This window comes from Paenibacillus sp. UNC496MF (assembly GCF_900113915.1).
In the GTDB taxonomy this organism is placed as follows: Bacteria; Bacillota; Bacilli; order Paenibacillales; family Paenibacillaceae; genus Paenibacillus_Z; species Paenibacillus_Z artemisiicola.
In genome coordinates, this window is record NZ_FORE01000008.1 from 244847 (window position 1) to 271159 (window position 26313).

General features: G+C 62.2%; 31 protein-coding genes. 20 read left to right on the forward strand and 11 right to left on the reverse strand.

Annotated elements, in window-relative coordinates:
• Positions 1-16 precede the first annotated feature (16 nt).
• The 4 genes from BMZ79_RS15010 to cysK all read left to right on the forward strand — a co-directional run bounded on the left by BMZ79_RS15010 (position 17) and on the right by cysK (position 3563).
• The gene (locus BMZ79_RS15010; RefSeq protein WP_090641344.1) at positions 17-436 is read left to right on the forward strand and encodes a DUF350 domain-containing protein; all 420 of its coding nucleotides are present in this window, start codon (positions 17-19) and stop codon (positions 434-436) included.
• A gap of 165 nt (positions 437-601) precedes the next feature.
• On the forward strand, positions 602-1174 hold the full coding sequence (locus tag BMZ79_RS15015) for a hypothetical protein (protein ID WP_090641346.1): 573 nt from the start codon (positions 602-604) through the stop codon (positions 1172-1174).
• Between the two features lie 119 nt (positions 1175-1293).
• Positions 1294-2619 carry an MFS transporter gene (locus tag BMZ79_RS15020; RefSeq protein WP_256252754.1) on the forward strand — a complete coding sequence of 442 codons (1326 nt, stop codon included), beginning with the start codon at positions 1294-1296 and terminating at the stop codon, positions 2617-2619.
• 26 nt (positions 2620-2645) lie between these two features.
• On the forward strand, positions 2646-3563 hold the full coding sequence (gene cysK / locus BMZ79_RS15025; RefSeq protein WP_090641347.1) for a cysteine synthase A: 918 nt from the start codon (positions 2646-2648) through the stop codon (positions 3561-3563).
• 40 nt (positions 3564-3603) lie between these two features.
• Here cysK and BMZ79_RS15030 read toward each other — a convergent pair whose 3' ends face one another.
• Positions 3604-4680 carry a CotH kinase family protein gene (locus tag BMZ79_RS15030; protein WP_090641348.1) on the reverse strand — a complete coding sequence of 359 codons (1077 nt, stop codon included), beginning with the start codon at positions 4678-4680 and terminating at the stop codon, positions 3604-3606.
• Between the two features lie 833 nt (positions 4681-5513).
• On the opposite strand from BMZ79_RS15030, the gene BMZ79_RS15040 reads away from it, so the two are divergent.
• On the forward strand, positions 5514-6317 hold the full coding sequence (locus BMZ79_RS15040) for a hypothetical protein (protein ID WP_256252755.1): 804 nt from the start codon (positions 5514-5516) through the stop codon (positions 6315-6317).
• A gap of 39 nt (positions 6318-6356) precedes the next feature.
• On the opposite strand, the gene BMZ79_RS15045 is transcribed toward BMZ79_RS15040, so the two are convergent.
• Positions 6357-6596 carry a hypothetical protein gene (locus BMZ79_RS15045; protein ID WP_090641351.1) on the reverse strand — a complete coding sequence of 80 codons (240 nt, stop codon included), beginning with the start codon at positions 6594-6596 and terminating at the stop codon, positions 6357-6359.
• A 152-nt stretch (positions 6597-6748) separates the two neighbouring features.
• Here BMZ79_RS15045 and BMZ79_RS15050 point away from each other — a divergent pair, with 152 nt between their 5' ends.
• From BMZ79_RS15050 to BMZ79_RS15100, 11 genes are all read left to right on the forward strand, one after another.
• Entirely contained in the window at positions 6749-7417 is a 669-nt protein-coding gene (locus BMZ79_RS15050; RefSeq protein ID WP_090641352.1) for a DUF2642 domain-containing protein, read from the forward strand.
• A gap of 114 nt (positions 7418-7531) precedes the next feature.
• On the forward strand, positions 7532-7756 hold the full coding sequence (locus tag BMZ79_RS15055; RefSeq protein WP_090641353.1) for a hypothetical protein: 225 nt from the start codon (positions 7532-7534) through the stop codon (positions 7754-7756).
• 36 nt (positions 7757-7792) lie between these two features.
• A complete protein-coding gene (locus BMZ79_RS15060) occupies positions 7793-8188 on the forward strand; it encodes a spore coat protein (RefSeq protein ID WP_090641354.1) in 396 nt (131 codons plus the stop codon).
• 153 nt (positions 8189-8341) lie between these two features.
• Entirely contained in the window at positions 8342-8833 is a 492-nt protein-coding gene (locus BMZ79_RS15065; RefSeq protein ID WP_090641355.1) for an Lrp/AsnC family transcriptional regulator, read from the forward strand.
• A 14-nt stretch (positions 8834-8847) separates the two neighbouring features.
• Entirely contained in the window at positions 8848-10059 is a 1212-nt protein-coding gene (locus BMZ79_RS15070; protein WP_090641357.1) for an aminotransferase class I/II-fold pyridoxal phosphate-dependent enzyme, read from the forward strand.
• Positions 10060-10231: 172 nt separating this feature from the next.
• Positions 10232-10396, forward strand: coding sequence for an aspartyl-phosphate phosphatase Spo0E family protein (locus tag BMZ79_RS15075; protein WP_256252756.1), 165 nt, complete (start codon positions 10232-10234; stop codon positions 10394-10396).
• Between the two features lie 65 nt (positions 10397-10461).
• A complete protein-coding gene (locus tag BMZ79_RS15080; protein ID WP_090641359.1) occupies positions 10462-11724 on the forward strand; it encodes an MFS transporter in 1263 nt (420 codons plus the stop codon).
• 51 nt (positions 11725-11775) lie between these two features.
• Positions 11776-12351: a cob(I)yrinic acid a,c-diamide adenosyltransferase gene (locus tag BMZ79_RS15085; RefSeq protein ID WP_090641360.1), complete on the forward strand. Its 576-nt coding sequence runs from the start codon at positions 11776-11778 to the stop codon at positions 12349-12351.
• Positions 12348-13391 (forward strand): RluA family pseudouridine synthase, encoded by a 1044-nt coding sequence (locus BMZ79_RS15090; protein WP_090641361.1) that lies wholly within the window; start codon positions 12348-12350, stop codon positions 13389-13391. The genes BMZ79_RS15085 and BMZ79_RS15090 overlap by 4 nt, the downstream gene beginning before the upstream one ends.
• Before the next feature lie 123 nt (positions 13392-13514).
• Complete coding sequence (locus BMZ79_RS15095) at positions 13515-13874, forward strand: Spx/MgsR family RNA polymerase-binding regulatory protein (protein WP_090641362.1); 360 nt, start codon at positions 13515-13517, stop codon at positions 13872-13874.
• 33 nt (positions 13875-13907) lie between these two features.
• Entirely contained in the window at positions 13908-15104 is a 1197-nt protein-coding gene (locus BMZ79_RS15100; protein ID WP_090641584.1) for an aminotransferase class I/II-fold pyridoxal phosphate-dependent enzyme, read from the forward strand.
• 70 nt (positions 15105-15174) lie between these two features.
• Here the strand turns inward: BMZ79_RS15100 and BMZ79_RS15105 are convergent, their stop codons facing one another.
• From BMZ79_RS15105 to BMZ79_RS15125, 4 genes are all read right to left on the reverse strand, one after another.
• Entirely contained in the window at positions 15175-16401 is a 1227-nt protein-coding gene (locus tag BMZ79_RS15105; RefSeq protein WP_371263722.1) for a cytochrome P450 family protein, read from the reverse strand.
• 329 nt (positions 16402-16730) lie between these two features.
• Positions 16731-17711 (reverse strand): Gfo/Idh/MocA family protein, encoded by a 981-nt coding sequence (locus tag BMZ79_RS15115; RefSeq protein ID WP_090641365.1) that lies wholly within the window; start codon positions 17709-17711, stop codon positions 16731-16733.
• Position 17712: 1 nt separating this feature from the next.
• Positions 17713-18723, reverse strand: a complete 1011-nt coding sequence (locus BMZ79_RS15120; protein ID WP_090641366.1) for a Gfo/Idh/MocA family protein — start codon at positions 18721-18723, stop codon at positions 17713-17715.
• Positions 18724-19096: 373 nt separating this feature from the next.
• On the reverse strand, positions 19097-19369 hold the full coding sequence (locus BMZ79_RS15125) for a hypothetical protein (protein ID WP_090641368.1): 273 nt from the start codon (positions 19367-19369) through the stop codon (positions 19097-19099).
• Positions 19370-19578: 209 nt separating this feature from the next.
• Here BMZ79_RS15125 and BMZ79_RS15130 point away from each other — a divergent pair, with 209 nt between their 5' ends.
• Both BMZ79_RS15130 and BMZ79_RS15135 read left to right on the forward strand, forming a co-directional pair.
• Complete coding sequence (locus BMZ79_RS15130) at positions 19579-21060, forward strand: alpha/beta fold hydrolase (RefSeq protein ID WP_090641369.1); 1482 nt, start codon at positions 19579-19581, stop codon at positions 21058-21060.
• 90 nt (positions 21061-21150) lie between these two features.
• Positions 21151-22011, forward strand: a complete 861-nt coding sequence (locus BMZ79_RS15135) for a 5'-3' exonuclease (RefSeq protein ID WP_090641371.1) — start codon at positions 21151-21153, stop codon at positions 22009-22011.
• Between the two features lie 87 nt (positions 22012-22098).
• Here BMZ79_RS15135 and BMZ79_RS34280 read toward each other — a convergent pair whose 3' ends face one another.
• Positions 22099-22275 carry a hypothetical protein gene (locus BMZ79_RS34280; RefSeq protein WP_177222151.1) on the reverse strand — a complete coding sequence of 59 codons (177 nt, stop codon included), beginning with the start codon at positions 22273-22275 and terminating at the stop codon, positions 22099-22101.
• A 25-nt stretch (positions 22276-22300) separates the two neighbouring features.
• On the reverse strand, positions 22301-22486 hold the full coding sequence (locus BMZ79_RS15140; RefSeq protein ID WP_090641372.1) for a hypothetical protein: 186 nt from the start codon (positions 22484-22486) through the stop codon (positions 22301-22303).
• 177 nt (positions 22487-22663) lie between these two features.
• Between BMZ79_RS15140 and BMZ79_RS35115 the strand changes: the two genes are divergently transcribed.
• Positions 22664-22975 carry a hypothetical protein gene (locus BMZ79_RS35115; RefSeq protein ID WP_256252758.1) on the forward strand — a complete coding sequence of 104 codons (312 nt, stop codon included), beginning with the start codon at positions 22664-22666 and terminating at the stop codon, positions 22973-22975.
• Positions 22976-23085: 110 nt separating this feature from the next.
• Here BMZ79_RS35115 and BMZ79_RS15150 read toward each other — a convergent pair whose 3' ends face one another.
• Together BMZ79_RS15150 and BMZ79_RS15155 are read right to left on the reverse strand one after the other, a co-directional pair.
• Positions 23086-23346: a hypothetical protein gene (locus BMZ79_RS15150; protein WP_256252759.1), complete on the reverse strand. Its 261-nt coding sequence runs from the start codon at positions 23344-23346 to the stop codon at positions 23086-23088.
• 52 nt (positions 23347-23398) lie between these two features.
• Complete coding sequence (locus BMZ79_RS15155; protein WP_177222152.1) at positions 23399-23695, reverse strand: DUF3055 domain-containing protein; 297 nt, start codon at positions 23693-23695, stop codon at positions 23399-23401.
• 263 nt (positions 23696-23958) lie between these two features.
• Between BMZ79_RS15155 and BMZ79_RS15160 the strand changes: the two genes are divergently transcribed.
• On the forward strand, positions 23959-24972 hold the full coding sequence (locus tag BMZ79_RS15160) for an HRDC domain-containing protein (protein WP_090641376.1): 1014 nt from the start codon (positions 23959-23961) through the stop codon (positions 24970-24972).
• Here the strand turns inward: BMZ79_RS15160 and BMZ79_RS15165 are convergent.
• Entirely contained in the window at positions 24967-25971 is a 1005-nt protein-coding gene (locus BMZ79_RS15165) for a zinc dependent phospholipase C family protein (RefSeq protein ID WP_090641378.1), read from the reverse strand. The two genes, BMZ79_RS15160 and BMZ79_RS15165, sit on opposite strands and share 6 nt — an antisense overlap.
• Positions 25972-26313: the final 342 nt, after the last annotated feature.

The window sequence follows — 26313 nt, forward strand, 5'->3', positions numbered from 1 at the left end:
GAGATGGGGCTTCGCGATGGATCAGGAAGTCGACAAGATGCTAAGCAATACCTTCGCGGCATCGCTGGCGTACGTGTCGGTAGCGGTGCTCGCGCTGTTAATCTTCTTATATATCTTCGAGCTGGTCACGCGTTATAAATGCTGGCAGGAAATCAAGAAGGGCAATCTGGCCGTGGCGATGGCGACCGGGGGCAAAATCTTCGGCATCTGCAACCTGTTCCGCTTCTCCATCGAAGCGAACGAGACCGTGTACCAAAGCCTGGTCTGGGCGTTGTACGGCTACGCCCTGCTGCTCGCGGCTTATTTCCTGTTCGAGTTTCTGACGCCGGTGTTCCGGATCGACGACGAGATTGCGCGCGATAACCGCGCGGTCGGGTTGATCGCCATGATCATCTCGGTCTCGCTGTCGTACGTCATCGGCGCCACGATCGCGTGACGGCGCCGCGCAACGTTTGCATGAAGCTGGGAGGCTGAACGGTCGGCATGAAATATTTATGGGGCACGCTTTTTGCGCTTGCCGTGATATTCGTCATCATCGGCGTTTTATATTTAATGAATTGAGTACTACGTTTACCAATCGAACGAGAACGGGGGAGACTTCTTGAGCAATCCGCGCAATCACAACCATGAACATGACCAGGAGGGACCGGTCGTTTGCCCGTGGTGCCAGACGGAGATCGTCTGGGACGAGGAAATCGGACCCGAGCGCTACTGCCCGCACTGCGAGAACGAACTGTCCGGCTACCGGACGCTGCAGCTGGATGTGGACGAAGCCGGCGAAGAAGACCCGGGAGAGCAAGAAGAAGACGACAATCAAGCTTGGAGCGGCGACGGCGGCGATCAGGATCTGACCGACTTCCGCGAATATAACCGGGAGCGTCTCGCGCTGGACGGCACGATGGAACGGATGCTGGACGATCAGCTGGAAGCGCCGGAATGCCCGAACTGCCGCGAGCTGATGCTTGAAGCGGGTACGCATATCGTAACGGGGGACGCGTTCAAGGCCAGAATTCCGGCCGCGCTCGGAGCGCCGGTCGTGGAAACGCCGTTCGCGCTCGTCATGTACGTCTGTCCGTCCTGCTTCCATACGGAGAACCGGCTGTCGGTGCAGGATCAGGAGCGGTTGGTCTTCCTGCTCACGGAGGCGTCCGACGAAGGCGGCGAGAACGGGTAAGCGGCGGCAAACGATTGGCAAATTCAGGGAATCAACGCGCGCGGGGCATGGCGCCTTTCGCTTGGGGGTATCTTACGCCTAGTTAGCTGCAGCAATGCAGCAAGCAGGAGGGATGCTGCTTGGAGCAAGGCAAACATGGCGTGCAGTCGCGCTGGTTCGCGGGCAAGGGCGGAAGCCGCGTGCGGACCGTATCGAACGACGGCGGCGGCAAGCGGAATTACGAGAGCCGCGCGTTGGACGGCCAAGCCGTGCTGCTCTTGGCCGTGCAGGCGATGCTCGGCACGGCCAACGCGCTGTCCGGGACGTTTCTGCCGATCTACTTATGGAAGACGAGCCAATCTTTTGCGCTCATCGGGTGGTTCAACCTGACGCAATTTCTCGTCAGCGGGCTGACGTTCTGGCTCGCGGGCAAATGGGTCAAGCAGCACAACAAAATGAACAGCCTCCGGCTCGGCGTCGCGCTGTCGGGCTTGTTTTATTTTGTCGTGCTGTTGCTGGGAAAGTCCGCGGTGACGTACGCGGTGCCGCTCGGGGCCATGATCGGCCTCGGCAACGGCTTCTTCTGGCTCGCGTTCAACGTCGTCTACTTCGAAGTGACGGAGCCCGGCAACCGCGACCGGTTCAATGGCTGGGCGGGGCTGCTCGGTTCCGGGGCGGGCATCGTGGCGCCCTGGATTTCGGGGTGGCTCATTACCATCAATAACGGAGAACGCGGCTATCATATCATATTCACGGTGTCCGCGATCGTCTTCGCGGTGGGCGTCGTGCTCAGCTTCTGGCTGAAGAAGCGGCAATCCTCCGGCACGTACGAATGGCTGCACGGCGTCCGGCAGCTTCGCGAACGGGGCAATCCGTGGCGGTTCGCCTTTCCGGCGATCGTCTGCCAAGGCGTGCGCGAAGGCGTCTACATGTTCTTCATCGGCCTGTTGGTCTTCCTGGCGACGAAGAACGAAGGCAAGCTGGGCAATTTCTCGCTCGTCACCTCGCTCGTGGCGCTCTTCAGCTTCTGGCTGATCGGGCGGATGCTCAAGCCGGAACGCCGGCGCGCCGCCATGCTGATCGGGGCGCTCGCGGTAACGGCGACCATCGCGACGCTGTTCTGGCCGCTGTCGTACCGGACGCTGCTGATCTTCGGCATCGGCACCGCGCTGTTCATGCCGCTGTACATTTTGCCGATGACCTCGACGGTATTCGATCTGATCGGGAGCACGGAAGCCAGCGCGAGGCAGCGGGAAGAGTTCGTCATCCTGCGCGAAGCCGGCCTGACCGTAGGCAGGATCGTCGGGGTCGCCGCGTACCTGCTCGTCCTGCCGTACATGGACCGGTCCGATTACGTCGTGCCGGGGCTGATGCTGGCGGTCGGAGCTTTTCCGATCTTGGGCTGGTGGCTGATGCGCGGGCTGCTGGGGAAAGTGACCGCGGGGAGAAACAAAGCCTCATCGTGAGGACGGATTCAAGGAGGGGGAATACGATGGCTCGGATCGTAAACGACGTGACGGAATTGATCGGGGAAACACCTGTCGTGGCCCTGCGCCGAATGAGGGAACCAGGCGCCGCGGAGGTGCTGGTGAAGCTGGAGCGCTTCAATCCGAGCGGCAGCGTGAAGGACCGCGCGGCGTTCGCGTTGATCGCGGCCGCCGAACGCCAAGGCTTATTGAAGCCCGGGGCGACCATCATCGAGCCGACGAGCGGCAACACCGGCATCGGGCTCGCGATGAACGCGGCGGCGAAGGGTTACCGCCTCATCCTGGTCATGCCCGACAACATGACGAAGGAGCGGATCGGCCTGCTGAAGGCGTACGGCGCGGACGTCGTGCTGACGCCCGCGGCGGAGCGGATGCCCGGCGCGATCAAGCGGGCGTTGGAGCTGCAGGCGGAACGGCCCGGCAGCTACATTCCGAATCAATTCGAGAACGCGGCGAATCCCGACATTCACCGCGTCACGACGGCGCAGGAGATTCTCCGCCAGACGGATGGCCGGCTGGACGTCTTCGTCGCGACCGCCGGGACCGGCGGTACCATTACGGGTACGGGCGAGACGCTCAAGGCGGCCCTCCCGGGCTTGTACGTCGCGGTCGTGGAGCCGCAGGGCTCGCCCGTTCTGTCGGGCGGCAAGCCGGGGCCGCATAAGCTGGTCGGCACGAGCCCCGGCTTCGTGCCGCGCATCCTCAATACGTCCGTGTACGACGAGATCGTGCAGGTCGCGGACGACGACGCGGTCGGGACGATGCGCCGGCTCGCCCGGGAAGAGGGTCTGCTGCTCGGGCCGTCATCCGGCGCGGCCGTTTGGGCCGCCTTGGAACAGGCGCGCCGAATCGGACCGGACGGCCGCGTGCTGTGCATCGCGCCGGACAGCGGCGAGCGGTATTTGAGCATGGGGTTGTTTTGAGCGCCGTGCCGAATGTCCGAAATTCGGCCGCTCGCCGCGTTCAATCCTTCCACGCGTTCAACGTATCGTAAATAATGGCCCTCCGCTCTTCGATGTAGCTGCGAAACAATTCCGGCTCCGCCTCGAACGAGCGGAAGGGCCATTTTCGCGTGAAATCGTCGCGGATGGCGGGCGTAAGCCGCTCATACATGTCCGCGATGACGGGCTCGATCGCGTTCAGCGTGAATTTCGTTTCGAGCATCTTCTTCAATAGCTTCCGGTAGGCGCGCCGGCAGTCTTTGTACGACAGCACCTTGCGGGTCAGCGCGTTATAGCCCTTCACGTCCACGAGATCGCTGCCGCACAGCCGGCCGTAACAGTTTCGTCCCCAGGTCCCCTCGTAGTCCCATGGAATAATCCGGTATTTCCCCGTCGAGGAATGTTCGTAGAGCGCGTAGTTCTGATCGAAGCCGTCGTAATTCCCCGTCAGCACGGCGCCGGCGAGCCATTTCAGGTAGACGGTCACGTCCAGCCGCTTGGCGAGAAACGTCTTCAGCGACCGCCGCGGAAGCCGGTTGATGCCGCGCACGAAGCGGGTCAGCCGCTTCTCGGTCCGCGCGACGTTCCCGTGCATGACGCGGTAGCCGTCGAGCAGCGAGTCCTTGACGCCTTCCGTGTCGGGGTCGATCAGGCTGAAATTGGCCTTGTCGTTGACCGCGTAGACGAGCGCCCGCGAGCCGAGCTTCCGTTTGCGGAAGAACGTCCGGTCGACCGATTCGATCTCCAGATAGACCCCGTGCGGATAGCCGTTCCACTCGAGCCACATATGCTGCGTGCGCGGCGCCGGCAGCCCCATCATTTCGAAGAAATGAAACGACAGCGCGTTGCGGATCATGGACGGATCGTCGAACTCGGCGTTCCAATGAAGGATTCCGTTATCGCCGTAATGGATCTCGTAGGACTTCTTCGGATAGTTCCGCGTGTGGCCTCCCCGAAAGCGCAGCCGCGCGTCCATCGCCACGCCGTCCATCTCCAGCTTCACCGGCGCGAATTCATTGCTCCAGACGTCCGCCTGAAGACGCCGCAGGTCGGCTTCGTCAATCGTGATTTTGCGCGTAGGCAGCCCTTCCCCGGACATTCGACCATCTCCTTAGGCAAAAGATAAAGCCTACCGCATTCGATAGGCTTCAGCTTATTTACACTATGCGGGCGATCGTCTATCGGTCACTCCTTATTTGCCGCCTCAGCTGCTCATGTGGCCGCGGGAGCCCTGGGAGCCGCGCGTGCCTTCGCCGCGGGAACCTTTAGAGCCCTGAGAACCGCGCGTGCCTTCGCCGCGGGAACCTTTAGAGCCCTGGGAGCCGCGCGTGCCTTCGCCGCGGGAACCTTTAGAGCCCTGGGAACCGCGCGTGCCTTCGCCGCGGGAACCTTTAGAGCCCTGGGAACCGCGCGTGCCTTCGCCGCGGGAACCTTTAGAGCCTTGGGAACCGCGCGTGCCTTCGCCGCGGGATCCCTTCGAACCTTGCGAACCGCGCGAGCCTTTGGAGCCTTGTCCAGGCGAGCGGTTTTCGCCGCGCGAACCTTGCGAACCGCGGGAACCTTGCGTGCCTTGGTTGCCTTGATTTCCGTTCCGGCCGCTCTTGTGGACACGCTTCGTTTGCATTGCCATGCTGCGTCATCTCCTTATCATAGATTTAATACAAGCTATGTTGCGAATCTATCAATCGCTCCGGGTCATCGACCAAACTTGGAAGAAATAGATATCAATCTAGTACCCTATGGATACCGGATACATATAAATGCATTATAAATTGTCTCCCATGATAGATTTCACAGGGGCAAGCAATGGAGGGATGAATGCCGAAGCGAGTAAAATGAACCGTTATTTCGTAAGCAGGTATCGGATCGTGTTTGCACCCTTTGGTCTCTCATGGGGCAGGTTAGAATCTATTTATGCGGAGGGATTTTGGTATGAACTACTGGGGTAACATGGGCAACATGGGCAACATGGGCAACGAAGCGATCAGCTACAAACCGTACGGCATGCTCGGCAACCAAGGCATGGGCATGGGCAACCAAGGCAACCACTGCTGCGACCACAAGGATCACAAGAGCCACAAAAGCCACCACAGCGGCGGCAACGCCTTCTTGGCCAACCAAGTCGGCATGAACGTCCGCATCAACCGCGGCGGTCCGGAATCGCTCGAAGGCAAGCTGCTCGGCGTGCAAACCGGCTACCTCGTGCTGAAAGCCACGGGCGGCCTCGTCTACGTCAACACCAGCCACGTGAAGAGCGTGACGGACCTTCCGGGCAGCTCCAAAGGCTCTCGCGGCTCCCAAGGCTCCCGCGGCGGCTCGCGCCCATACATCATGGCCGGCAGCTTCGTCGGCGTACTGCGCGCGCTGAGACAGAAATTCGTCCAAATCAACTGGGGCGGCCCGGAAAAGATCGAAGGCTTCATCGCGGACGTCGGCAACAACGCCCTGCTGCTCGTCGTCGGACCGGAATTGGTGCAAATTCCGCTGTACCACATCAAAACGGTTAAAACGGCCGGCATCTACGCAAGCCGCGGAAGCCAAGGAAGCAAAGGAAACAACAACAACAACAACAACAACAACAAATCCGGCAAGAACAACAACTCCTCGTCCGGCGGCAACCGCAACAGCTCCTCCGGCGGCGCCAACAACCGCAACGCGAGCAGCCGCAGCAACAGCAAGAGCAAGAAAAGCGGCAGAACCTCGAGCCTCCGCTCCGGTTCTTTGCGCGGCAAATAAGACGGACGGCAGCCGCGATGCGTCCCGCCGGCGCTTGCGTTAAGCGGCGGCGCGCGCGGCTTCCCCTTCCGGCGGCGGCCCGGGCCGGGTTCCGAACGGATCCGGCCCCGGGGTGCCGGCCGACTGGATTTCCGCGACCGGCGCGGCCCTCATCGGCGCCGCACGGCCGCGAACCGCTTCATAGCGGGAGACCGAGAGGCGAAGACTCCCTGGCATATCCTCTTGTTTGCGTTCGGTATCTATGTGATTGCGCACCTTCGGCAGGCTGCCGGCGATCATGTCAAACCTTCATGAACAGCGTATATGTTATCGACGGCCGGGACGTTGCCGCTGACCGCTTCCTTCTTCTTTCTCCCGCCATGCAGCTGGCCAGTCTGCTCAGTCTTACGATGCCTGAACGCAAATAACCGGATGAAAGGAGGTCGATTTCGTTGAAACATCGTCACCCTTTGTTGGAACGTTACGTCGAGCTGGACATTTCCGGCAAGTCGATTACGATTCAAGGCAAGCTGATCGATATGGGCCAAGACATACTCGTTATTCATAACGGCACGCAGTTCCTTTACATTCCGCTCATCCACGTGCAGCAGCTCCGCATGTCCAAAGCCGCCGATACACAAGAAATCGAAGTGCCGGACCTGCCCTTCGAGCCGCAGAACGATCCCATCTCCTACCGCAAGGTGCTCATGAACGCGAAGGGCATGTTTTCCGAGATTTACATTACCGGCAACCAGTCCATCCACGGCTACTTGACGAGCGTCATGAACGATTTCTTCGTATTCTACTCGCCCGTGTATCATTCGGTCATCGTGTCGCTCCAGCACCTGAAATACTTGATACCGTACAATCCGAACGTCACGCCCTACACGCTCACGCCCGAGCAATTCCCGTTGAAGCCGTCGCCGATCACGCTCGCCCGCACGTTCGACCAGCAGCTGCGCAAACTGATCGGGGAATTCGTCATTTTGGATCTCGGCGAGAATCCGAACAAAATCGGCGTGCTCAAAAGCATCGACCAAAATATCATCGAGCTGTCGACCGCGGGCGGAAACTCCGTCTATCTGCACTTCGACCACGTGAAGACGGTTCATCTCCCGTAACGGCCGCAAGGCATCGTTTTCTTCCCTCCGGGGAAGAAGCGTTACATAAGATCGCGCGGCGCCGGATATACTACTCGAGGATTACAATCCATGGAAATAGGAGGGATTGCCTCGATGAAGGCGCTCACGTCCAAAGAGCTGGAATATATGGTGGATTCCCTGTCGAACGAAGATTTGCTCATCAAGCAAAACGCGGTATTGATGGCTTCCGCCGGCAATGCCGCGCTGAAGCAGGCGAGCATGCAAATGATCCAGACGCACCAGCAGCATACCCAAATGCTGCTCCAGGCGATCGGGCAGCACCAGCAGCTCGCGCCTACGCAGCCGCAGTCGCACTGACGGCCAGCCCTATTAACGATCGGGAGGATGCACGACATGTACCAACAACAAGGACAAGCCCGTCCGATGCTGTCCGACGAGGATTTGGCGTATACGGTTCTGGCGGACCTGAAGCGGGTCTGCGGCGAATACGCGACGGCGACGACGGAGTCGAACTGCCCGCAAGTGCGCCAGCTGTTCACGAATCTGCTTAATAGCACGCTGCAGATGCAGGGCCACCTGTACCAAATCATGGAGCAGAACAATATGTACAGCGTCGCTTCCCCGGCGCTTCGCCAGGAAGTCGACAAGCAGCTGAAGCAGAACCAGCAGACGGCGCAGCAGACGCAGCAGTTCCTGCAGCAGCACGGGTACGGCCAAAACGGCACGGGCTTCCAGCAGCACATGCATCAGCCGCAGAACCTGCAGCAGCAGGGCCAACCCTATATGTAGCCGATTACCAGACCCTTCGGGGTCTTTTTTTTATGCGGCGCCCGCCCGCTCCGAAAGCCCGGAAAGGGGCGAGCCGGCGCGCTTTTCCGCTTTGCAGGAAGCTTGGATTCGTTGTAATATAGTTTTTATAGCTAAGATCAGGAGGGTTTGACGATGAATGAACGGAAGAGGCAGATACTTGAACTGCTGAAGGAAGACGCAAGGCGCTCCGCGGACCTGATCGCGACGATGATCGACGCGCCCGTGGACGAAGTGAAAGCGGCCATTGCGGAAATGGAGCAGGATCATATCATCGTCAAATACGCGACCGTCGTCAATTGGAGCAAGGTGGAAGACGAGAAGGTGACGGCGCTCATCGAGGTGCAGATCACGCCGGAACGCGGCCGCGGCTTCGAGGGCATCGCGGAACGGATTTATTTATATCCCGAAGTGAAATCGGTTTATTTGATGTCGGGGGCGTACGACCTGCTCGTCGAGGTGCAGGGCAAGACGCTGAAGGACGTGGCGTCCTTCGTGTCCAACAAGCTGTCCCCGATCGACGCCGTGCTGTCGACCAAAACGTTCTTCATCCTCAAAAAATACAAGCAGGACGGCATCATATTCGAAGAGCATGAGGACGATCACCGTCTTCTCGTCTCGCCGTGAGGAGTGAAGCCGGGATGATTATCGACGAGAAACGGAAAAGCGGCCCGCGGCGCGCTTCGATGGAGGAGTACCTGTCGCCGCAGGTCAGGGACATCAAGCCTTCGGGCATCCGGCGGTTTTTCGATTTGGCGGCGGGACGCAAGGATATCATCACGCTCGGCGTCGGCGAGCCCGACTTCGTCACGCCGTGGCACGTGCGGGAAGCCTGCGTGTACGCGCTGGAAATGGGCAAGACGCAGTATACGTCCAACGCGGGCACGCCGGAGCTGCGCGAAGAGATCGCGCATTACTTGCACCGGCAGTACGAGGTCGCGTACGAGCCGGGCAACGAAGTGCTCGTCACGGTGGGGGGCAGCGAAGCGATCGATCTGGCGCTTCGGGCGCTCATCGCGCCGGGCGACGAAATTCTCGTGCCGGAGCCCTGCTACATCTCGTATTCCCCGATCACGGCGCTGAGCGGCGGCGTGCCGGTCGGGGTCGAGACGTTCGCGAAGGATCAGTTCAAGCTGACGGCCGAATCGCTGCGCGCGGCGATCACGCCGAAGTCCAAGGTGCTGATCTTGTGCTATCCGAGCAATCCGACCGGCGGCATCATGACGCGCGAGGAGTGGCTGCCGATCGCCAAGGTCGTCGAAGAGCACGATCTGATCGTCATTTCCGACGAGATCTACGCCGAGCTGACGTACGGCGCGAAGCACGTCAGCTTCGCCGCGATGCCGGGCATGCGCGACCGGACGATTCTGGTCAGCGGCTTCTCCAAGGCGTTCGCGATGACCGGCTGGCGGATCGGCTACGCCTGCGGCCACCCGGAGCTCATCGCCGCGATGCTGAAGATTCACCAGTACACGGTCATGTGCGCGTCGAACATGGCGCAGGTCGCGGCGCTCGAAGCGCTCCGCAACGGGATGGAAGAGAAGGACCGGATGGTGGAGTCGTACAATCAGCGCCGGCGGATCGTCGTGAAGGGCTTCCGCGAGATCGGTCTGGACTGCCACGAGCCGCAGGGCGCCTTCTACGCGTTCCCGTCCATCGCGGGACTCGGCATGACATCGGAGGAATTCGCGACGGGGCTGCTGCACGACCAGAAGGTCGCTGCCGTGCCCGGCGACGTGTTCGGACTCGGCGGCGAGGGCCATCTGCGCTGCTCGTACGCGACGTCCGTGAGCCTGATTACGGAAGCGATCGAGCGGATCGGCGCGTACGTCCGCAAGCTGAAGGGCGAATAACGAAGAATAGGCTTTTTTACCAGACTTTGTTATGCTTGAGTAATCTTTATCAAATCTTTAACCCGCGCTGAGCACAAGCGTCGTGACATGGCATTGATGGATGACAGGAGGGGTGGCAATGACTTGTGCGAAAACGGGTCTTAAGCTGAAGTCCTCAACGTCTATGCGTCGGTTGGAAGACGAAATCTATGCGCTGCGTATGAAAATGGAACAGTCTTACGCGGAAGAAGCGACGTTCAGTTCGGAGAAAGTCATCGGCCTCAGCCGGTTATTGGATAACAAGATTAACGAGTATATGCGGTTTCGCAGAGGTTTGGGCGCAGCGCCGTTGGGCTGACCCGGACGCGCGAACCTGTTCCGGGAAGAGGTCCTCGCGGGGGCTTCTTTTCTTTTGCCCGCCGCATGTGCGCGATCGAGAAAGGAACCGTCATGAGCGCTACCGCCCGTTTGCGCGCGTACAACGTGCTGTTTTTCGCGCTGCTCGCCATTTTCATTTCGTTTTTGCCCGTTTACCTGGATGCCCAAGGGCTGACGGCCTCGCGGATCGGCGTCGTCGTCGGGACCGGCGGCTTCGTGTCGATCTTCTCGTCCCCGCTTTGGGGCATGGTCAGCGACCGGTCCAAGACGATCCGCGGCGTCCTGCTGGTGCTGATCGCGTGCTCCGCCGTCGCCGGGTATTACCTCTACACCTCGGACAGCCTCATCGCGCTCATCGCGCTTACGATGCTGCTCTACTTCTTCCTGCTGCCGATGGACCCGCTGACGGAAAGCCTGAACTTTCAATCCTCGCAGGCGGCGGGCGTCAGCTACGGCTCGATCCGCACGTTCGGGGCGTTCGGCTACGCGGCGATGTCGCTCGTCGTCGGGTACGTGATGCTGTACTTCGGCAAGAACAGCCTGGGGCTGCTGTTCGCCGGCTTCGGCGCGGCCGCCTTCCTCGTCTGCCTGACGCTGCGCGACGCGCCCGCCGCGGGCACGCCGGTCCGCTGGCGCGACCTCGGCCGCTTCCTCGGGCACCGGGAAACGCTGCTATTCCTCGTGCTGATCTTCGTCGCCGCGGTGCCGTCCCGGATGAACGACACGTACCTCGGCGTGCATCTGCATGCGCTCGGCGGGAGTTCCGAGCTCGTCGGCCAAGCCTGGTTTCTGGCCGCCGGCAGCGAGATCCTCGTGTTCGCCCTCAGCTTTTGGTGGATGCGGAGCGGCCGGGAGTTGGCGCTGATCGCCTTCGCCAGCTTCTTCTATTTCCTGCGCTTCTTCCTTTCGATCTGGGTGACCGATCCCCATGCCATGACGTATGTGCAGCTGATGCAGGTGTTTACGTTCCCGATCTTCTATTCGGCGGCGATTCAATACTTGTACCGGATCGTGCCGGACGAGTGGAAGGCGACGGGACAGACGGTGCTGGCGCTCGTCTTCTTCGGCGTCTCGGGCATCGTCGCCTCGTACGCGGGCGGCTGGCTGTACGATCGCCTGGCGGGACAGGGCTTCTACGTCGCGCTGTCCGTCATGTCGCTGTCGGCGTTTCTGTTCAGCCTCGCGCTGCTGGCCGCGTACCGGCGCGGGAGGGGCGCTCGGCGGCGGGCAGTCGGTGTAACGGCGGAGGCGGCTTTCCCGACCCGGCCGGCTGCGGGCAATGCCCGGGCGGCCGCAAGTATGCTATAGTGAACGTAACTTATTGACCAAGGCAAGATGCGAGAGGAGCATGCAACGACGATGAAACTGTATACGCGAACGGGCGACGGCGGCCAAACGTCGGTGAAAGGCGGGCGCGTCCGCAAGGACGACGTCCGGGTGGAGGCATACGGAACGATCGACGAGCTGAACAGCTTCGTCGGCCTGGCGGCGGCGATGGCCGCCGCGCGCGAAGGGCTGGGGGCGCTCGCGGCCGAATTGCGCGAGATTCAGCAGGAGCTGTTCGACTGCGGGTCGGACCTCGCGTTCCGCGATCCGGCCGGCCGGGAGCTCAAGCTGACGGCGGACGCGGCCGCGCGGCTGGAGGGCTGGATCGACGCGCACGACGAGGCCGCGCCGGCGATTACGAGGTTTATCTTGCCGGGCGGCAGCGACGTGGCGGCGCAGCTGCACGTCTGCCGGACGACGTGCCGCCGGGCCGAGCGGCGCGCCGTGACCCTGAGCGCCGAGGTCGAGGTGCCCGCGCCCGTCATGGTGTATCTGAACCGGCTGTCGGATTATTTCTTCGCGGCGGCGCGGGCGGCCAACGCGAAGCTGGGCGTGACCGACACCGAATACGTCAGGAGCGCGGACGTGTTCCGCAAGCGCGATTCATGAGCCTTGACGCGACGTATTACGCGCCGCTCGCGGTAAGCGTGGCGGAGGAGGACGCCGGCAAGACGGTCCGCGCCGTGCTGGAACGCCGGCTCGGCGTCTCCCGCAAGCTGCTGTCGCGGCTGAAGCTGACGGAGCACGGCATCACGGTGAACGGCGCGCGCGTCTATACGAACGACCGCGTGGCAGCGGGCGATCTCCTCGAGCTGCGGATGGAGCGCGAAGAATCGGACGACATCCTGCCGGAGCCGATGGGGCTGGACATCGTGTACGAGGACGACGACTTGCTCGTCGTGAACAAGCCGCCGGGCGTCATCGTTCATCCGACGCACGGCCGCTACACGGGTACGCTGGCCAACGGCGTCGTCCACCACTGGCGGGAGCGCGGCGAACGGGTGCGCTTCCGGCCGATCCATCGGCTCGACGAGGATACGTCGGGCCTCGTCGCGATCGCGAAGACCGCCTACGTCCACCAGCAGCTCTCGGAGCAGCTGCAGCGCGGCGAGGTGGACAAGCGGTACCGGGCGTACGTGTACGGCAGGCCTGCCGAGGCGGCGGCCGCGATCGACGAGCCGATCGACCGCGACGAGGCCAATCCGCATCTGCGGGTCGTGCGGCCGGACGGGTATCCGTCCGTGACCCGTTACGAGACGGAAGCCGTCTTCGGCGGCGGCGCCGCGGCGAAGGTGAACCTGAAGCTGGAGACGGGGCGCACGCATCAGATTCGCGTCCATATGAAGCATATCGGCTGCCCCCTGATCGGGGACAAGCTGTACGGCTATGCGGGACGGGCGGCAGACGAGGCGGACGGCGAGGCCGATTCGGCGAGGGAGGCCGGCGATTCGGCGGTCCCGTCGGCGGCTCGCGCCGCGGTCGCGGAAGCGCCCGCGTCCGCGGCCGTGCTGGAATCCGCGGTCGAGCGGCAGGCGCTGCATGCCGCGATGCTGGCGTTCACGCATCCCATCACCCGGGAGCGAATGTCGTTCGAAGCGTCGCTGCCCGACGATTTGCGGCGGCTCGAGTCGGCGCTGGAACGGCTGTAACGGACCGGGGGTCGGCCTGACGCTTGATTGCGGGGTCGTGCGGCCGAATGGTCGCCGCTGCCGCGGCGGTAAGCGATCTTGCGGCGGCGGTTTTATTTCGACGAATGGAGACTTGGACAGAAGATGAAGAAATTGACGATCTACGAATATCCCAAATGCGGCACGAGCCGCAGCGCGATCAAATGGCTGAAGGGCAAGGACTACGAACTGGAGCATCACAATCTGTTCGAGACGGCGCCGTCCGAAGACGTGCTGGCGGAGCTCGTGCGCAAGAGCGGCCTGGAAGCCAAGAAGTTTTTCAACACGTCCGGCGAGACCTATAAGGAAATGGGCTTGAAGGACGTGCTGCCGGGACTGTCGGAGCGGGAGAAGATTGCGCTGCTCGCGTCCAACGGCCGACTGATCAAGCGCCCCGTCGTCACGGACGGAAGCACGGTCACCGTCGGCTTCAAGGAAGATGACTACGAGCGGACCTGGGGTTAATCGGCGGCTACGGGGAGGAGAATTCGCGTGACGATGAAATCATGGCGGGCCGGGCGGCTGTCGCGTCTCGGCTCGTCGATCTTCGCGGAGGTGGCGGAGTGGAAGCGCCGCGCGGCGGCGAACGGGCTGGACGTCATCGACCTCAGCATCGGCAGCCCGGATCTGCCGCCTTCGGCGGCCGTGCGGGAGACGCTGAGTCGGGCCGCGCTCCGTGAAGACGCCTACGGCTATCCCGGCTCGAAAGGGACGCCGGGGTTTCTCGGGGAGGCGGCCGAATGGCTGGCCTTCCGGTTCGGCGTCCGGCTCGATCCGGAGCGCGAGCTGGTGTCGCTCATGGGGTCGCAGGACGGCCTCGGCCATCTGGCGCTGGCGCTGTGCGATCCCGGCGACGTGGCGCTTCTGCCGGATCCGGGCTACCCCGTTTACGCCGCGGGGCTGGCGCTTGCCGGCGTGGAGCCGCATCTGATGCCGCTGCGGGCGGCAAACGGCTATTTGCCGGATTTCGACGCGATTCCGGACGAGGTATGGCAGCGGACGAAGTGCATGCTGCTGAACTATCCGAGCAATCCGCTCTCGGCCGTCGCGGACCTTGCGTTCTTCGAGCGGGCCGTCGCGGCGGCCAAGCGGCACGGCGTGCTGATCGTGCACGACCTGGCTTATTCCGAAATGGCGTTCGACGGCTATCGTCCGCCGAGCATTTTGCAAGTCGCCGGTGCCGTCGATACCGCGGTGGAGTTCCATTCTTTGTCGAAGAGCTTCAATCTGGCGGGCGCACGGATCGGCTTCCTCGCCGGCAACCGCGAAGCCGTCGCGGCGATGCGCGAGCTGAAGGCGAACATCGACTACGGCGTGTTCTTGCCCGTGCAGGAAGCGGGCATCGCGGCGTTACGGGAGGATCGGCTCGGGACCGGTCCGAAGGTCGGGCCGTTGTACGAGCGGCGCAGGGACGTGCTCGTCGAGGCGCTCGGGGAGCAGGGCTGGGACATCGGCAGGCCGAAAGCGACCATGTTCCTATGGGCCAAACTGCCCGAAATGGCCTGGGAGCTCGCGGAACCGTGGAATTCGCGTCGAATTGCCCGGGAAATGCTCGAACGGGCAGGCGTCGCGGTCATACCGGGCGATGCGTTCGGCGCCGAAGGAGAAGGGTACGTGCGGATCGCGCTCGTGGAAAGCGAAGCCCGCCTGCGCGCATCGGCGGCGCGCATCGGGGCGTTCATTCGCGGCGAATAGAAGCCGTGCGGATACATAAAAGGTCGATCGGGATGGCTCCCGGTCGACCTTTATTATTGGATGCGCCTAGTTAGCGAAGCTCGATCGGGAGCTCCCGCAGTCCGCGCATCAAGATGCCCGGCCGCCATTCCGGGCCGGTGAACGACGGGCTGAGCTTCAGGTCGGGCAGCCGCCGGAGCAGCGCCGTCAGCGCGATCCGCCCTTCGATGCGGGCGAGCGGCGCGCCGAGGCAGAAATGGATGCCGTTGCCGAAGGCGATATGTTTATTTTTCTTGCGGCTCAAGTCGAGGCGGCCCGGGTCGTCGAATTGGGCGGGATCGCGGTTGGCCGCGCCGAGGCCGACGAGGATGAGATCGCCTTTGCGCACGTCCTTGCCATGCCATTCGAAATCGCGGCTGGCCCAGCGGGACGTAGCGATTTCCACCGGGCTATAGTAGCGCAGCAGCTCTTCGACGGCGGTCGCGGTCAGCGACGGATCCTGGCGCCACAGACGCAGCTGGTCCGGGTTTTCGAGCAGCGCGAGCAGGCCGTTGCCGATCAGATTGACCGTCGTCTCGTGTCCGGCGACGATGAGCAGCCAGATCGTGGAGACGAGTTCGTCTCCCGACAGCCGGTCTTGATCGTCGTGCGCCTGAATGAGCAGGCTGATGAGATCGTCTCCCGGCGTTTTCCTTCGGGCGTCGATGAGCTCCTCGAGGTAGAGGCGGAACGCTTGCAAGGACGGAAAGGCCGTCTTCAGCTTCTCGCGGTTGTTGGCCGCCTCGATGAAATCGCTCGACCAGCGCTTGAACAGAATGTAGTCGTCGTCGGGGATGCCCAGCATGCGGCTGATGACGGTAATGGGCAGCGGGAACGCGAAGTCTTCGATCGCTTCCAGCTTGCCCGCCTGCTCGATGCGGTCGATCAGGTCCTCGGCGATGCGCTGGATGTCGCTTTCCATCCGGTCGATCATCTGCGGCGTGAAGGCTTTCGACACGATGGCGCGGAGCCGGGTATGGTCCGGCGGATCGGAGGAAAGCATCTGCTTGCTGATCAGCGCCATTTCTTTCTCGGGGATGACCGAGGCGTAGTCTTCCGGGGACAGGGACTGCAGGTTTTTCGTGATGCGTTCGTTGTCCTTGAGCGCCAGAATGGCATCGTCGTACCGCGTGGTCAGCCAGGCGCGCTGGCCGTCGGTCATGGTCAGCTCATGCAGCGGGTCATGGGCGCGAAGCCGGTCATAAAGCTCGTGGGCGTGCCGTTTGAATGCGGGCGACGACACATCGAGGTTCGCGTTGGGAATCGTCAAGAACGTCACTCCAATCCGTATAATTATCGAGGCGGTCCATGTCCCTTGCCTGCCGCCTCTGATTGGTAGTGTACACCATCGCGATTGCCGCGCCCATGGGACCGAAGCCGCACGAGGCAGTCGGAAACCGGCGCATCGGCCTGCAGCGGACCGACCGCTGCGCAGGCATCGGCCGCACGCCGAAAAGCCGCGGAAACTCCGCGGCTAGGATAGCGAGTCTGCAAGCAGGCGGCGTGAACGCCGCGATGATGCCGCGTCACGCCGCGAAGGGGCAGCGCGGGTGCAGCAAGGATGCGGCACTGGTGCGGCGCGGGTGCGGCGCGGGTGAATGACCGCGCTTAGCGCGCGATCTTCACCGGCTGGCGACGCGCCGCGGATTCGTACGCGGCGAGCGCGACGCGCACCGCCTCGAGGCCGTCCTCGCCCGTGACGGCGACCGGGCTGCCGGTTCGGACGCTGTCGACGAAGGAGGCGACGAGGCCGGCGTCCATGTCCGAGCCCCAGTTCGCCCAGGACGTCTTCATCGTCGCGTCCTTATGGACGACGATGTTTTGCTTGAACAGATCGACCTTGGACACGCCGGCGCTGCCGACGATCTCGAGCGTGACGTCGCCCCAGGTCGGGAACGATTTGGTGCGCGACCAGGACGGATCGAGCGAGGCGATGACGCCGTTGTCGAACGCGAACGCGAGCGCGCCGCAGTCGTCGGCTTCGATCGCGTGGAAACGGGTGGCGATTTCCGCGTACACTTCGACGATCTCCGCGCCGGGCATGATCCAGCGCATCAAGTCGACGACGTGGACGGTGTGGTCGATGACGGCGCCGCCGCCGGATTTGGCCTTGTCGACGAACCAACCGCCCGGCATCGTGCCGCGGTTCGTGCCTTGCAGCGCGCGGATGCGGCCGAGCGCGCCGCTTTCGACCTCGCGCTTCATCGCCGCGGCCGCCGGGTGGAACCGGCAGGGGAACGCGGTCATCAGCCGCACGCCGTGCTTGCGGGCCGCGGCGACGATGGCTTCCGCGCCCTCCAGGGAATCGGCGAGCGGCTTCTCGCACAGCACGTGCTTGCCGGCTTCCGCCGCGGCGACCGCCATCTCGCGGTGAAGGGCGTTCTCGGAGCAGACGACGACGGCGTCGATATCCGAGGCGAGCAGCTTCTCGTAGTCCCGCTCCCAGCCCGTGCCGAAATCATGAGCCGCTTGGCGGCCGCGGGCTTCCTCGGGATCCGCGACGCCGGCGATCTCCACGCCGAGGCGGCGCAGGCCGTTGACGTAGGCGTAGACGTGCATGTGGGCGACGCCCAATAAACCGACTTTCATTTTACGCCTCCTCCTTTCCGAAGCCGTCCAGCTCGACGGCGGTGCCGGTTGCGGCCGAATGCAGGCAGGCCAAGCTGATCCGCAGCGCTTCGTAGGCATCCTCTGCGGTCACGACGGGCGCGATGCCGTCTTCGATGCAGCGAAGGAAATGCGCGAGCTCGTCGTCGTACGGACTGGCGGCGAGAGCGCTCCGCGGAACTTGCACGGCCGGCCGGTCGGCGCTCCGCGCGGCCAGCCGGGTGCGGTTCGTGACGGCGTCCTCCGAGTTGACGGAGAGAATGCCGCCGTTGCCCGCGACCTCGAGTCGGGTCGCGAAGCCTTCGGGAAACGCCCACGAGCCGTTGGCGTAGCCGATGGCGCCGCTGCGGAAGCGCAGCGTGGCGAAGGCGTGATCCGGTCCGGAAGCGTCGCCGGAGGCGTGCAGCCCGCGCGCGTAGACGCGTTCGACGTCGCCGAACGTCCAGCGCAGCCAGTCGAAGTCGTGCAGCAGCAGATCCAGCAGCACGCCGCCGGATTGGGCAAAATCGGCGTACCAGCCGTTATAGCCGCTAGGGGCGGAGCTGACGCGCTCGGCCCGGACCGTGCCGACGTCGCCGATCTCGCCGGCGCGGACCAGCTCCCGCGCTTGGGCATACTCCGGGAAGAAGCGGACGACGTGGCCGATGTACAGGTGAACCCCGGCCGACTTGCATGCGCCGATCATCGCCCGCGCATCCGCGAGATTGCCGGCGATGGGCTTCTCGCAAATGGCGTGCTTGCCGAGGGCGGCGGCGCGAAGCACGTATTCCTTATGCAGGGGCGTCGGCAAACAAATATCGACGACGTCCGGTTCGGCGTCGGCCAGCAGCTCGTCCAGCGCGGCATACGCGCGCGTGCCCAGCCGCTCGGCCAATGCGGCGGCGGCGTCCGGGCGTGCGTCGACGATGCCGACCAGCTCCGCGCGCGGATTGCGCGCGTGGGCCTCGGCATGAACGGTCCCCATGGCGCCGGCGCCGATAAGTGCGATTCGCATGTTGTGAACCTCCTCAAAGTTTTGCGGTAATACACGCAAGGAAGAGCAAAACGACTTCGAAAGCATAGCCGCAGAACATGATTTCACCGTGCCCCGGCACATTTCCTCCCGGCCGTTAAAAAATTCAGACGATAACCTGCGTCTCCGACCTATCGCCATATCGGCGAAGGAAACGTGCCGCTCCGGCGAATTAATGCCTGATTTGCTTGGATTTTTAAGGGTTGACGGGTACGCACGGGCATCGTATACTGCGCCTGAGTTCTCCTTTTACGGAACCCGTCGCCGTCGTCCTGCGTACAGGCTATGACGGCCCGTCCATCGCCGCCGACAAAAAAGACCCCGCCATCGGGGATGGCAGGGCCGTTCGTGGCTCTTAAGGACGATGCTTGGCATCGGCCGCTTTGCTCCGCTCTTGATCGACGAGCGTTTGCGCTTCCGTGATCTTCTCGGCGATGGTTAGGAGCAGCGCTTTGAATTCGGGATCGGTTGCGGACCGGATGTATTGCTCGACGGCCGCTTCTTTGCGTGTCAGCGCGTTCATGATTTCCTCCTGCCAGGCTGCGTCGCCAAGTGACTCCGCGATCGAATAGAGATCCAATTGATCGTTCAGCCACTGCCCGTACCAATGCCGTCTTGACTTGGCCATCGCGCATGTCTCCTTCGGGAACAATCGGGTAGAATTCGAAGCCGCGGGCCTTGCGCGCCCCCAAACATTGGAAGGCGGCCGCAATTGCTTTCTCGCTTGCACAAATTATAATAAAGCTACCGTTACATAACCGTTACATGGCCGGTGAGGCCGTGAATATCGCATTCTAACCGAATTGGCCGCAGACGGCCCGATTGGAGGGGTTCGCTTTGTCCGATGTCAAAGAACCGGGACCGGTGCTGGCGTACCGGCATTCGCCGGCGAGCAGCCCGGAAGCGGAAACGATCATGCTGCTGCACGGGAATGGCTTCAACAGCTCCTTGTGGGGCGGGATGGCGGAGCGGCTGAACGAATGCTTCCACGTGCTGTTCATCGACGTGAATGCCGGAGAAGCGGAATGCGCGGCCTGGGACCGGCTTTGCTGCGAGCTCCGCGGCCTTCTTGCGCGCCTTGACATTCGCGAGCTGCATATCGCGGGACACGCGTTCGGCGGCTCGTTCGCGGTCGCTTTCGCGGACCGTTACCCGGAGGCGGTGAAGACGCTCGTCCTGATTTCGATCGCGGTGTTCTATCCCGCCGTCGAAGGGGAGCGGATCATTAACGCCTACCTCAGCCATGTCGCGGAGCAAGGACTGCGGACCGTCGCCCGGCGCGAATTCATACCGTTCCTGACCCTGCTCCCGGAAGGGGACGAGACGCTCGAAGCCATCTATCGCGCGTACGACCGGATCGACGAGCGGCTCTATCTTCAGCTGTTCAAGCTGCAAATGCTGGACCGCCCGATTCACGAACGGCGGAAAATCGCCTGTCCGGCGCTGCTGCTCGCGGGAGAACAGGATAAGCTCTATTTGCCTCAGCTCCAGTCGATCACGGCCGGCTACTTCGCGAGAGGGTCGTTCCTGATCATGCCGAACGCGAGCAACGCCGTGTTTATCGACCAGCCGGAACTGACGGCCCAATGGATCCGGGACTTCGTGCTGAAGGCGTCGAATTACGTGCAGCAGTCGTCCCGGGCGACGATGGCCAGCCATATTCCGTCCGTTATCCACGCGTTGATGCAAAACCTCGCGCCGGACATGCGCCCGCGCGAGTCGGCCAAGGCGCTCGAACCGGTCCTGCACGTCGCGCTGTTCCATCCGTTCGAAGTGCGGCTGAACGGGGTGCCGATCCTGGACGGCTGGGACAAGCGGTATGCCAAGACGATTATGGCGTATTTGGCCATGCACCCGTCCTGCACCCGGGAAGAGCTGTGCGACGCCTTGTTCCCCGAACTCAGCCGGCTGACGGCGCTCAGCAATCTGCGCGTGTACCTTGGCTACCTGAAGAAGCTGCTCGAGCTCCCGGGCGGCGAGTCGGTGCTGGTCACCAGCCGGACCCATATCCGGCTGAACGCGAAGATCGAATGCGACCTGCAGATCTACGGCGCGGAGCTCAGGCGGATTCCGTTCATCACGGACGGCGAGGCGAAATACGCGGCGTTAAGGGCACTGCTGCGGACCGTCGGCACGGAACCGTTCATGCAGGGCATTTACGACCAGTGGTTCCTCGACTTCCGCACGGACATCGAGGAGCTGCTCGCGAGCCTGTCGGAATGGGCGGCGTCTTGGGAAGCGCGGATGGACCGGCCGGACTCGGCGCGCTACTTCGCCCAAATCGCGCACCGACTTACGGACGGCGGCGATTCCTTGTAAATTGCATCCAACCGGCGATCGGCGTTGCGGCCGGGGGCCATCCTATTCTATGATAAGAGTAACTTTTGATAGAACAGGAAGGACGAACCGATGAACGAAAACAAGATTCTGATCGTCGACGGGATGGCGCTGCTGTTCCGGGCGTATTTCGCCCAGTCGTACGATGCCCGCCGCATGGCCGACGGCACTCCGACGAACGCCGTTTACGGATTCCTGCAGTATTTGTTCGACGCCGTCAACCGTTTCGGGCCGACGCACGTGCTCTGCTGCTGGGACATGGGCAGCAAGACGTTCCGCACGGACATGTACGCCGGCTACAAGGCGAACCGGCCGGAGGCGCCGGGCGATCTCATTCCGCAATTTTCCTTGGTGAAAGACATCGTGGCCGCGCTCGGCATCCCGAACGTCGGGCTGGAAGGGTACGAAGCGGACGACTGCATCGGCACGTTGTCGAACAGGTTGAGCGAGCTCGGTCACGTGTACGTGCTGACGGGCGACCAGGACATGCTGCAGCTCATCTCGGAGCGGATTCACGTCGTCATCATGAAGAAGGGCCGCGGCAATTACGCGGTGTACGATCTCGATTTCCTGCAGACGGACAAGGGCGTTCGGCCGTTCCAGATCATCGAGATGAAGGGGCTGACCGGCGACACGAGCGATAACTATCCCGGAGTCAAGGGCATCGGCGAGAAAACGGCGCTCAAGCTGCTGCAGGAATACGAGTCGATCGACGGCATCCTGAGCAATTTGGATGCCTTGTCCAAGAGCGTCAAGGCGAAGATCGAAGCCGACCTCGAGATGCTGCATCTTTCGCGCACGCTGGCGCGGATCAACGTCGAGGTGCCGATCGAATGCGAGCTGGAGACCTGCGCCTGGAGCGGCCCGCAGGACCCGGCGCATCCGATGTTCGAGCAGTACCGGCTGACCTCGCTGCTGAAGCTGATCGGCTAGCGGGAAGGCGTATCGGAAACCGACAAAAAAGGGCGTCCCGCGGGACGTCCTTTTTTGATGGGTACTTTACCATGCGCGCCTCCGTGGTCAATGCAGCGCGAAGGCGAGCAGTCCGACGGCGAGCGGGCCGACCACCAGGAAGCCGAACAGCGCCGCGGCGAGCTTCATCGTCCAGGAAGACCCGCGCGACGCTTCGAGCCGGTCCAGCCTGTCGTTGATCCTTCGCAATTCACGCCAAATCTCTTCGTCCGATCCGTTCGGCATCTTCGTCACCTCCTCGCGTAAGCCGCTACAGCCGTCGGTTACGCTTCTCGTCCAAATGAATGTCGAGCGCTTCGATCGCGCGGATCAGGAGCTTGATGACGAGGTAAAGCGCATACAGCCCGAGCAGCGCCATTAATCCGTACGCGATGATCAAAAACACGGGGATCGCGGATAAGAGCGAGAAGCCCGATAGTCCGGTCGCAGCGTTCATGACGTTAGTCCTCCTTTCGGGCGCGGAAGAGGCAGGCGTCTGCCGCGGCACCTCCGCTTCCTGAACCCGTATTCTAATCTTTTCCAGTTATGGATGTCAATCGTTTTGTGCAGCTGCCCGCGTTGCGGCGTATCATCGGCGTTTGCGGGCTCTGTGTTCTCTATAACGGGAAACGGCTTGGGGCAGATTCAAAAGCCAGATCAGAAACGTCGTGAACAGCGGAAGCAGCTGAAAGAAAGAGAGATGGAGTTCTCCATCCCCGACGGGGCCGGTCTTCGGTCGGCGGAAGTCCCAGATGCCGTAGAGCAAGGCCATGATCGGAAGGAGGAGGCAGGCGATGACCAATATCAAACGCAGGGCATGTTTGTTCATGAGCCGGCTCCTTTTGAAAAGTCGGTATTGTTTGATTCCTACGCGTTCGCGACAGCGCAGTTCCCAATTTTTACACCCATGGGCTGCGGCGGATCGCCGGATTCCGTCCGGCAATAGAAAAGGCCCGCAGGCCGGAAGCATCGTGTAAAGCGCTTCTTGTCTGCGGGCTATGCGCAACGCGGTTATGTTTATGTTCGTTGTGACGGTTTAGAGTCGGCTGCGGGACATCAAGGCTCGTCGAGCGCGTCCGGATAGCTGTCTTCTCCGGGATAGTCGCGGTCGATGCCTTCGTGCAGGTCGCGGTTCTCGTAGTCGAACCGGTTCGGGGAGCGCATGTCTATCCGCCACGGCGTGCTCTTGCCGAGCGAAGCCGATTGAATGCCGGACCCGTAAGGGCCTTCGGGAAATTCCTCCGCGACGAGATCGTTGCGCTGGGACTCGACCGTCTTGAAATCCGTATAAGCTTGGCGATTTTCTTCTTCGAACACGTCGGCTACCTCCTGAAACGGATTGGGGTGGTACCGTTTCAGTGTACCCCGATCAGTCGGTAAAATTCACCGTTCCCACTACAAGCTCGAGAAACTGGCGAAGCTCCGCCGCTTCTTCTTCGGTCAGCTTGTACGTGTATTCCAAGTACCCTTCCTCGTCCAGATCGTCCTGTCCCACGATCGCGGTGCGTCCGGACTGCAGGTCGGTAATCAGCTTTTTGCCATAGAAGCGGTTCGTCGTCAAGATGGCGAGATCGAAGCGTTTCAGGCTCGGCGTGATGAACGTCACGAAGCGGGTCGACGTTTGTTCGGTCGTATCCGACATAAAATCGTAATCAGGCAGCTGCATCGGGCGTTCCTCCTTTGATGGGTTTATCATAGCATCCCGTTCGCGGCCGGGCAATATAGCAGAGGGGAACGATTGTTCGATTTTGCTGTTGCCAACGCCGCGACGCCTGTGCTATGATGAGTGCAATCGAATCGTTGCCCATGAGGAAGCACCTCTTTTCGCCATTAATTATGGCGTTAAGCGGTGCTTTTTTGCGTTCATGCGCCTAGAGGCGCGCGTTGCGGAGCGGGATTTGATGACACTAGGAGACGGAGGTGGCCTGCATGCAGGTCGTATTTTTGAACACGTTTGAGAAATCGGGCGGAGAGGACGGGGCGGCGCGCGAAGCGCAGCTGTCCATCTGCGAACAGAACGGCGTCTGGTCGGTCATTTGGACGGATGCGGACGGACCGCTGGACGGCGGCCAATCGGCGTGGTACGAAGGCGGGTCGTGGGAAGAGATGATGACCGCGTTCCGGCATGGCGTCGCGGTCCGGATGGGCGAAGGCTTCGCGCCGCTGATCGACGGCATGCTCGAGGAGCGCAGAAGCGCGGACGCGGGCGCCGCGCGGTATGCCATGATCCAATGCTACGGGGAGATGAACGGGAACGCGGAGCTGTTCGACGCGCTTCGCGACTGGCGGCGCGCCAAGGCGGCGTCGATCAAGAAATCGGCTTATCTCGTGGCGACGAACCGGATGCTGTGGATGATCAGCGCCTACGTGCCGCTGCAGCCGGAAGAATTGATGCAGATCCCGGGATGGGGCGAGGCCAAGCAAGCCGCATACGGCGCGGAGGTGCTGGCCGTTACGGGCGCGTTCGAACGGGAGACGTCGTTTCCGCTCGATTGGGTAGCGGACAGGCTCGACCCGAAGGCGTACACGAAGTGGGTGTTCAAGCAGAAGGAGAACAAGTACAAGACGCAGCTTGACCGCCAGCAGGAGAAGCGCGACCTGCTTCGCGCGATCGCGGAAGGCAAATCGATCGAGGAGCTGCAGGCGGAGATCGAGCTGCCGCGGCGGGATTTAATGGAACGGCTCGAGAAGCTCGATTTGGAAGGCTACGATCTGGAGCCGCTCATCGAGAAGGAGCTTGCGAGCATGCCGGCTTCGGAGCAGCAGCTCGTGTGGGACGCGCTGCAGTCCATGGGCGACCGGTACCTGCGGCCCGTGCTGCACCGGGTTTACGGCGAAGACGCGGAGCAGGGCAAGGGCAAGGGACTGGACCTGCTATACGATCGGCTGCGGCTGATCCGGCTGCGGTATCGCCGTTCGGTCGGCAACGACCGGGTGTCATAACGCCCAGATCGGATCCTCGAACCGGATCGAGGCGCCGCTGTCGCAATCCCGTCCGGTCTCGTAGGAGCGGTTGCCGATCAATTGGGCGGCCGCTTCGCGCAGCCGATGTTTGGACAGCGTCTGCTCGTCGATCGCGCCGTCGACCCGCGGCGCCTCGGGTTCGTCGCAGCGCAGCCATTGAAGTACCGCCGACACGACTTGCGCGCTCTCGTCCATCGCACGGTCCCATAGGGTCCAGACGTCCTCGTCGTAACGCGTCCGCCCGTCCGTCGGATCCAGCCACGGGCGCCGGGATTCGTTCAGGATATCCAGCTCCGGCATCCGGCGCTTGTACACGAACGGATCGATTTGCTTGAACGTCAGGAAACGCTTGATGCCGCTCGGATCGTGGAACAGCCGCTGCGCCCGGATCATGTCGCGCATCGCGTGCTGCCAGTCCTCGCGCCGGACGCGAGGCGCCGATTCGGGGTAGTGGACGGCCGCGATCTGTTCGAAGGCGTCCAGGATCGCCCGGGGCAGCTCCCCGCGATTGTCGATTTCCCGCCATGCCTCCGTCTTCCAGGTCTCCGCCCCGAGCAGCTTGCGGACGATGAGCGTGTCCATCATGACTTCGAAGCGTTGGTGGTCCCATTTGCGAAAGCCCGAGCGGCTGAACACGTACGGATGCATGACGCGGTCCAGCAAATGATGCAGGAGGAAGCCGAGCGCATAGACGAGCGCGTCGTCTTTGCCCGGATCGCATTCTAAGGCCGCACGGTCCGCCGCGTCGAGCAGATCCATGAGGACCGGGCCGCAGTGACGCTCGTGCATGGCGCCGCCAAGGGCGCCCATCGTCCGGTCTTTCTGCCAAGGCAGGAAATGATGATAGAACAGGAAATCGGGGCCTTGACAGCCCATATTGAACATGCGCCGGCGCTCCGGAAGGGCAATCAGTGCCCCTTCGCCGAGAGCCTGCAGGCATCGCTGCCCGAATAGCAAATGGGTCCAAACGTTTGGCACGGGTAACCTCCTCAAAATTAAGTAAGCTAGCGCGAGCCGCTTAATAAAACCGCCTCGAAGGGAAGAGCAAGTATGGATGACGGTCGCACAAGAGCGTTGCGCTATAAGTAAGATAGATCCTTGTAAAGTTTTGTCTTGCTGGACTAGAGGTACGGAACGTTCTGCTTGCGAATCGTTCGTGACCCGAATAATGAACGGAGACGTTCTTTGAGCGGGGGCGGCCGGTCATTCGGACCATGTCCATCGACATGGCACCGTTACGGAATGACCAGGAACTTTAACGTATCTTTAGGTCGAATGTTCGACAAATTTCTTCATATCTTGCAAGCTATAGTATACTTG

Excerpts from the sequence above, each read along its gene's own strand:
- BMZ79_RS15010 (WP_090641344.1), top strand. The coding sequence starts at position 17 with ATGGATCAGGAAGTCGACAAGATGCTAAGCAATACCTTCGCGGCATCG.
- cysK (WP_090641347.1), top strand. The coding sequence starts at position 2,646 with ATGGCTCGGATCGTAAACGACGTGACGGAATTGATCGGGGAAACACCT.
- BMZ79_RS15030 (WP_090641348.1), bottom strand. The coding sequence starts at position 4,680 with ATGTCCGGGGAAGGGCTGCCTACGCGCAAAATCACGATTGACGAAGCC.
- BMZ79_RS15040 (WP_256252755.1), top strand. The coding sequence starts at position 5,514 with ATGAACTACTGGGGTAACATGGGCAACATGGGCAACATGGGCAACGAA.
- BMZ79_RS15045 (WP_090641351.1), bottom strand. The coding sequence starts at position 6,596 with ATGATCGCCGGCAGCCTGCCGAAGGTGCGCAATCACATAGATACCGAA.
- BMZ79_RS15055 (WP_090641353.1), top strand. The coding sequence starts at position 7,532 with ATGAAGGCGCTCACGTCCAAAGAGCTGGAATATATGGTGGATTCCCTG.
- BMZ79_RS15060 (WP_090641354.1), top strand. The coding sequence starts at position 7,793 with ATGTACCAACAACAAGGACAAGCCCGTCCGATGCTGTCCGACGAGGAT.
- BMZ79_RS15065 (WP_090641355.1), top strand. The coding sequence starts at position 8,342 with ATGAATGAACGGAAGAGGCAGATACTTGAACTGCTGAAGGAAGACGCA.
- BMZ79_RS15070 (WP_090641357.1), top strand. The coding sequence starts at position 8,848 with ATGATTATCGACGAGAAACGGAAAAGCGGCCCGCGGCGCGCTTCGATG.
- BMZ79_RS15080 (WP_090641359.1), top strand. The coding sequence starts at position 10,462 with ATGTGCGCGATCGAGAAAGGAACCGTCATGAGCGCTACCGCCCGTTTG.
- BMZ79_RS15085 (WP_090641360.1), top strand. The coding sequence starts at position 11,776 with ATGAAACTGTATACGCGAACGGGCGACGGCGGCCAAACGTCGGTGAAA.
- BMZ79_RS15090 (WP_090641361.1), top strand. The coding sequence starts at position 12,348 with ATGAGCCTTGACGCGACGTATTACGCGCCGCTCGCGGTAAGCGTGGCG.
- BMZ79_RS15095 (WP_090641362.1), top strand. The coding sequence starts at position 13,515 with ATGAAGAAATTGACGATCTACGAATATCCCAAATGCGGCACGAGCCGC.
- BMZ79_RS15100 (WP_090641584.1), top strand. The coding sequence starts at position 13,908 with ATGAAATCATGGCGGGCCGGGCGGCTGTCGCGTCTCGGCTCGTCGATC.
- BMZ79_RS15115 (WP_090641365.1), bottom strand. The coding sequence starts at position 17,711 with ATGAAAGTCGGTTTATTGGGCGTCGCCCACATGCACGTCTACGCCTAC.
- BMZ79_RS15120 (WP_090641366.1), bottom strand. The coding sequence starts at position 18,723 with ATGCGAATCGCACTTATCGGCGCCGGCGCCATGGGGACCGTTCATGCC.
- BMZ79_RS15125 (WP_090641368.1), bottom strand. The coding sequence starts at position 19,369 with ATGGCCAAGTCAAGACGGCATTGGTACGGGCAGTGGCTGAACGATCAA.
- BMZ79_RS15135 (WP_090641371.1), top strand. The coding sequence starts at position 21,151 with ATGAACGAAAACAAGATTCTGATCGTCGACGGGATGGCGCTGCTGTTC.
- BMZ79_RS34280 (WP_177222151.1), bottom strand. The coding sequence starts at position 22,275 with ATGCCGAACGGATCGGACGAAGAGATTTGGCGTGAATTGCGAAGGATC.
- BMZ79_RS15140 (WP_090641372.1), bottom strand. The coding sequence starts at position 22,486 with ATGAACGCTGCGACCGGACTATCGGGCTTCTCGCTCTTATCCGCGATC.
- BMZ79_RS15155 (WP_177222152.1), bottom strand. The coding sequence starts at position 23,695 with ATGCAGCTGCCTGATTACGATTTTATGTCGGATACGACCGAACAAACG.
- BMZ79_RS15160 (WP_090641376.1), top strand. The coding sequence starts at position 23,959 with ATGCAGGTCGTATTTTTGAACACGTTTGAGAAATCGGGCGGAGAGGAC.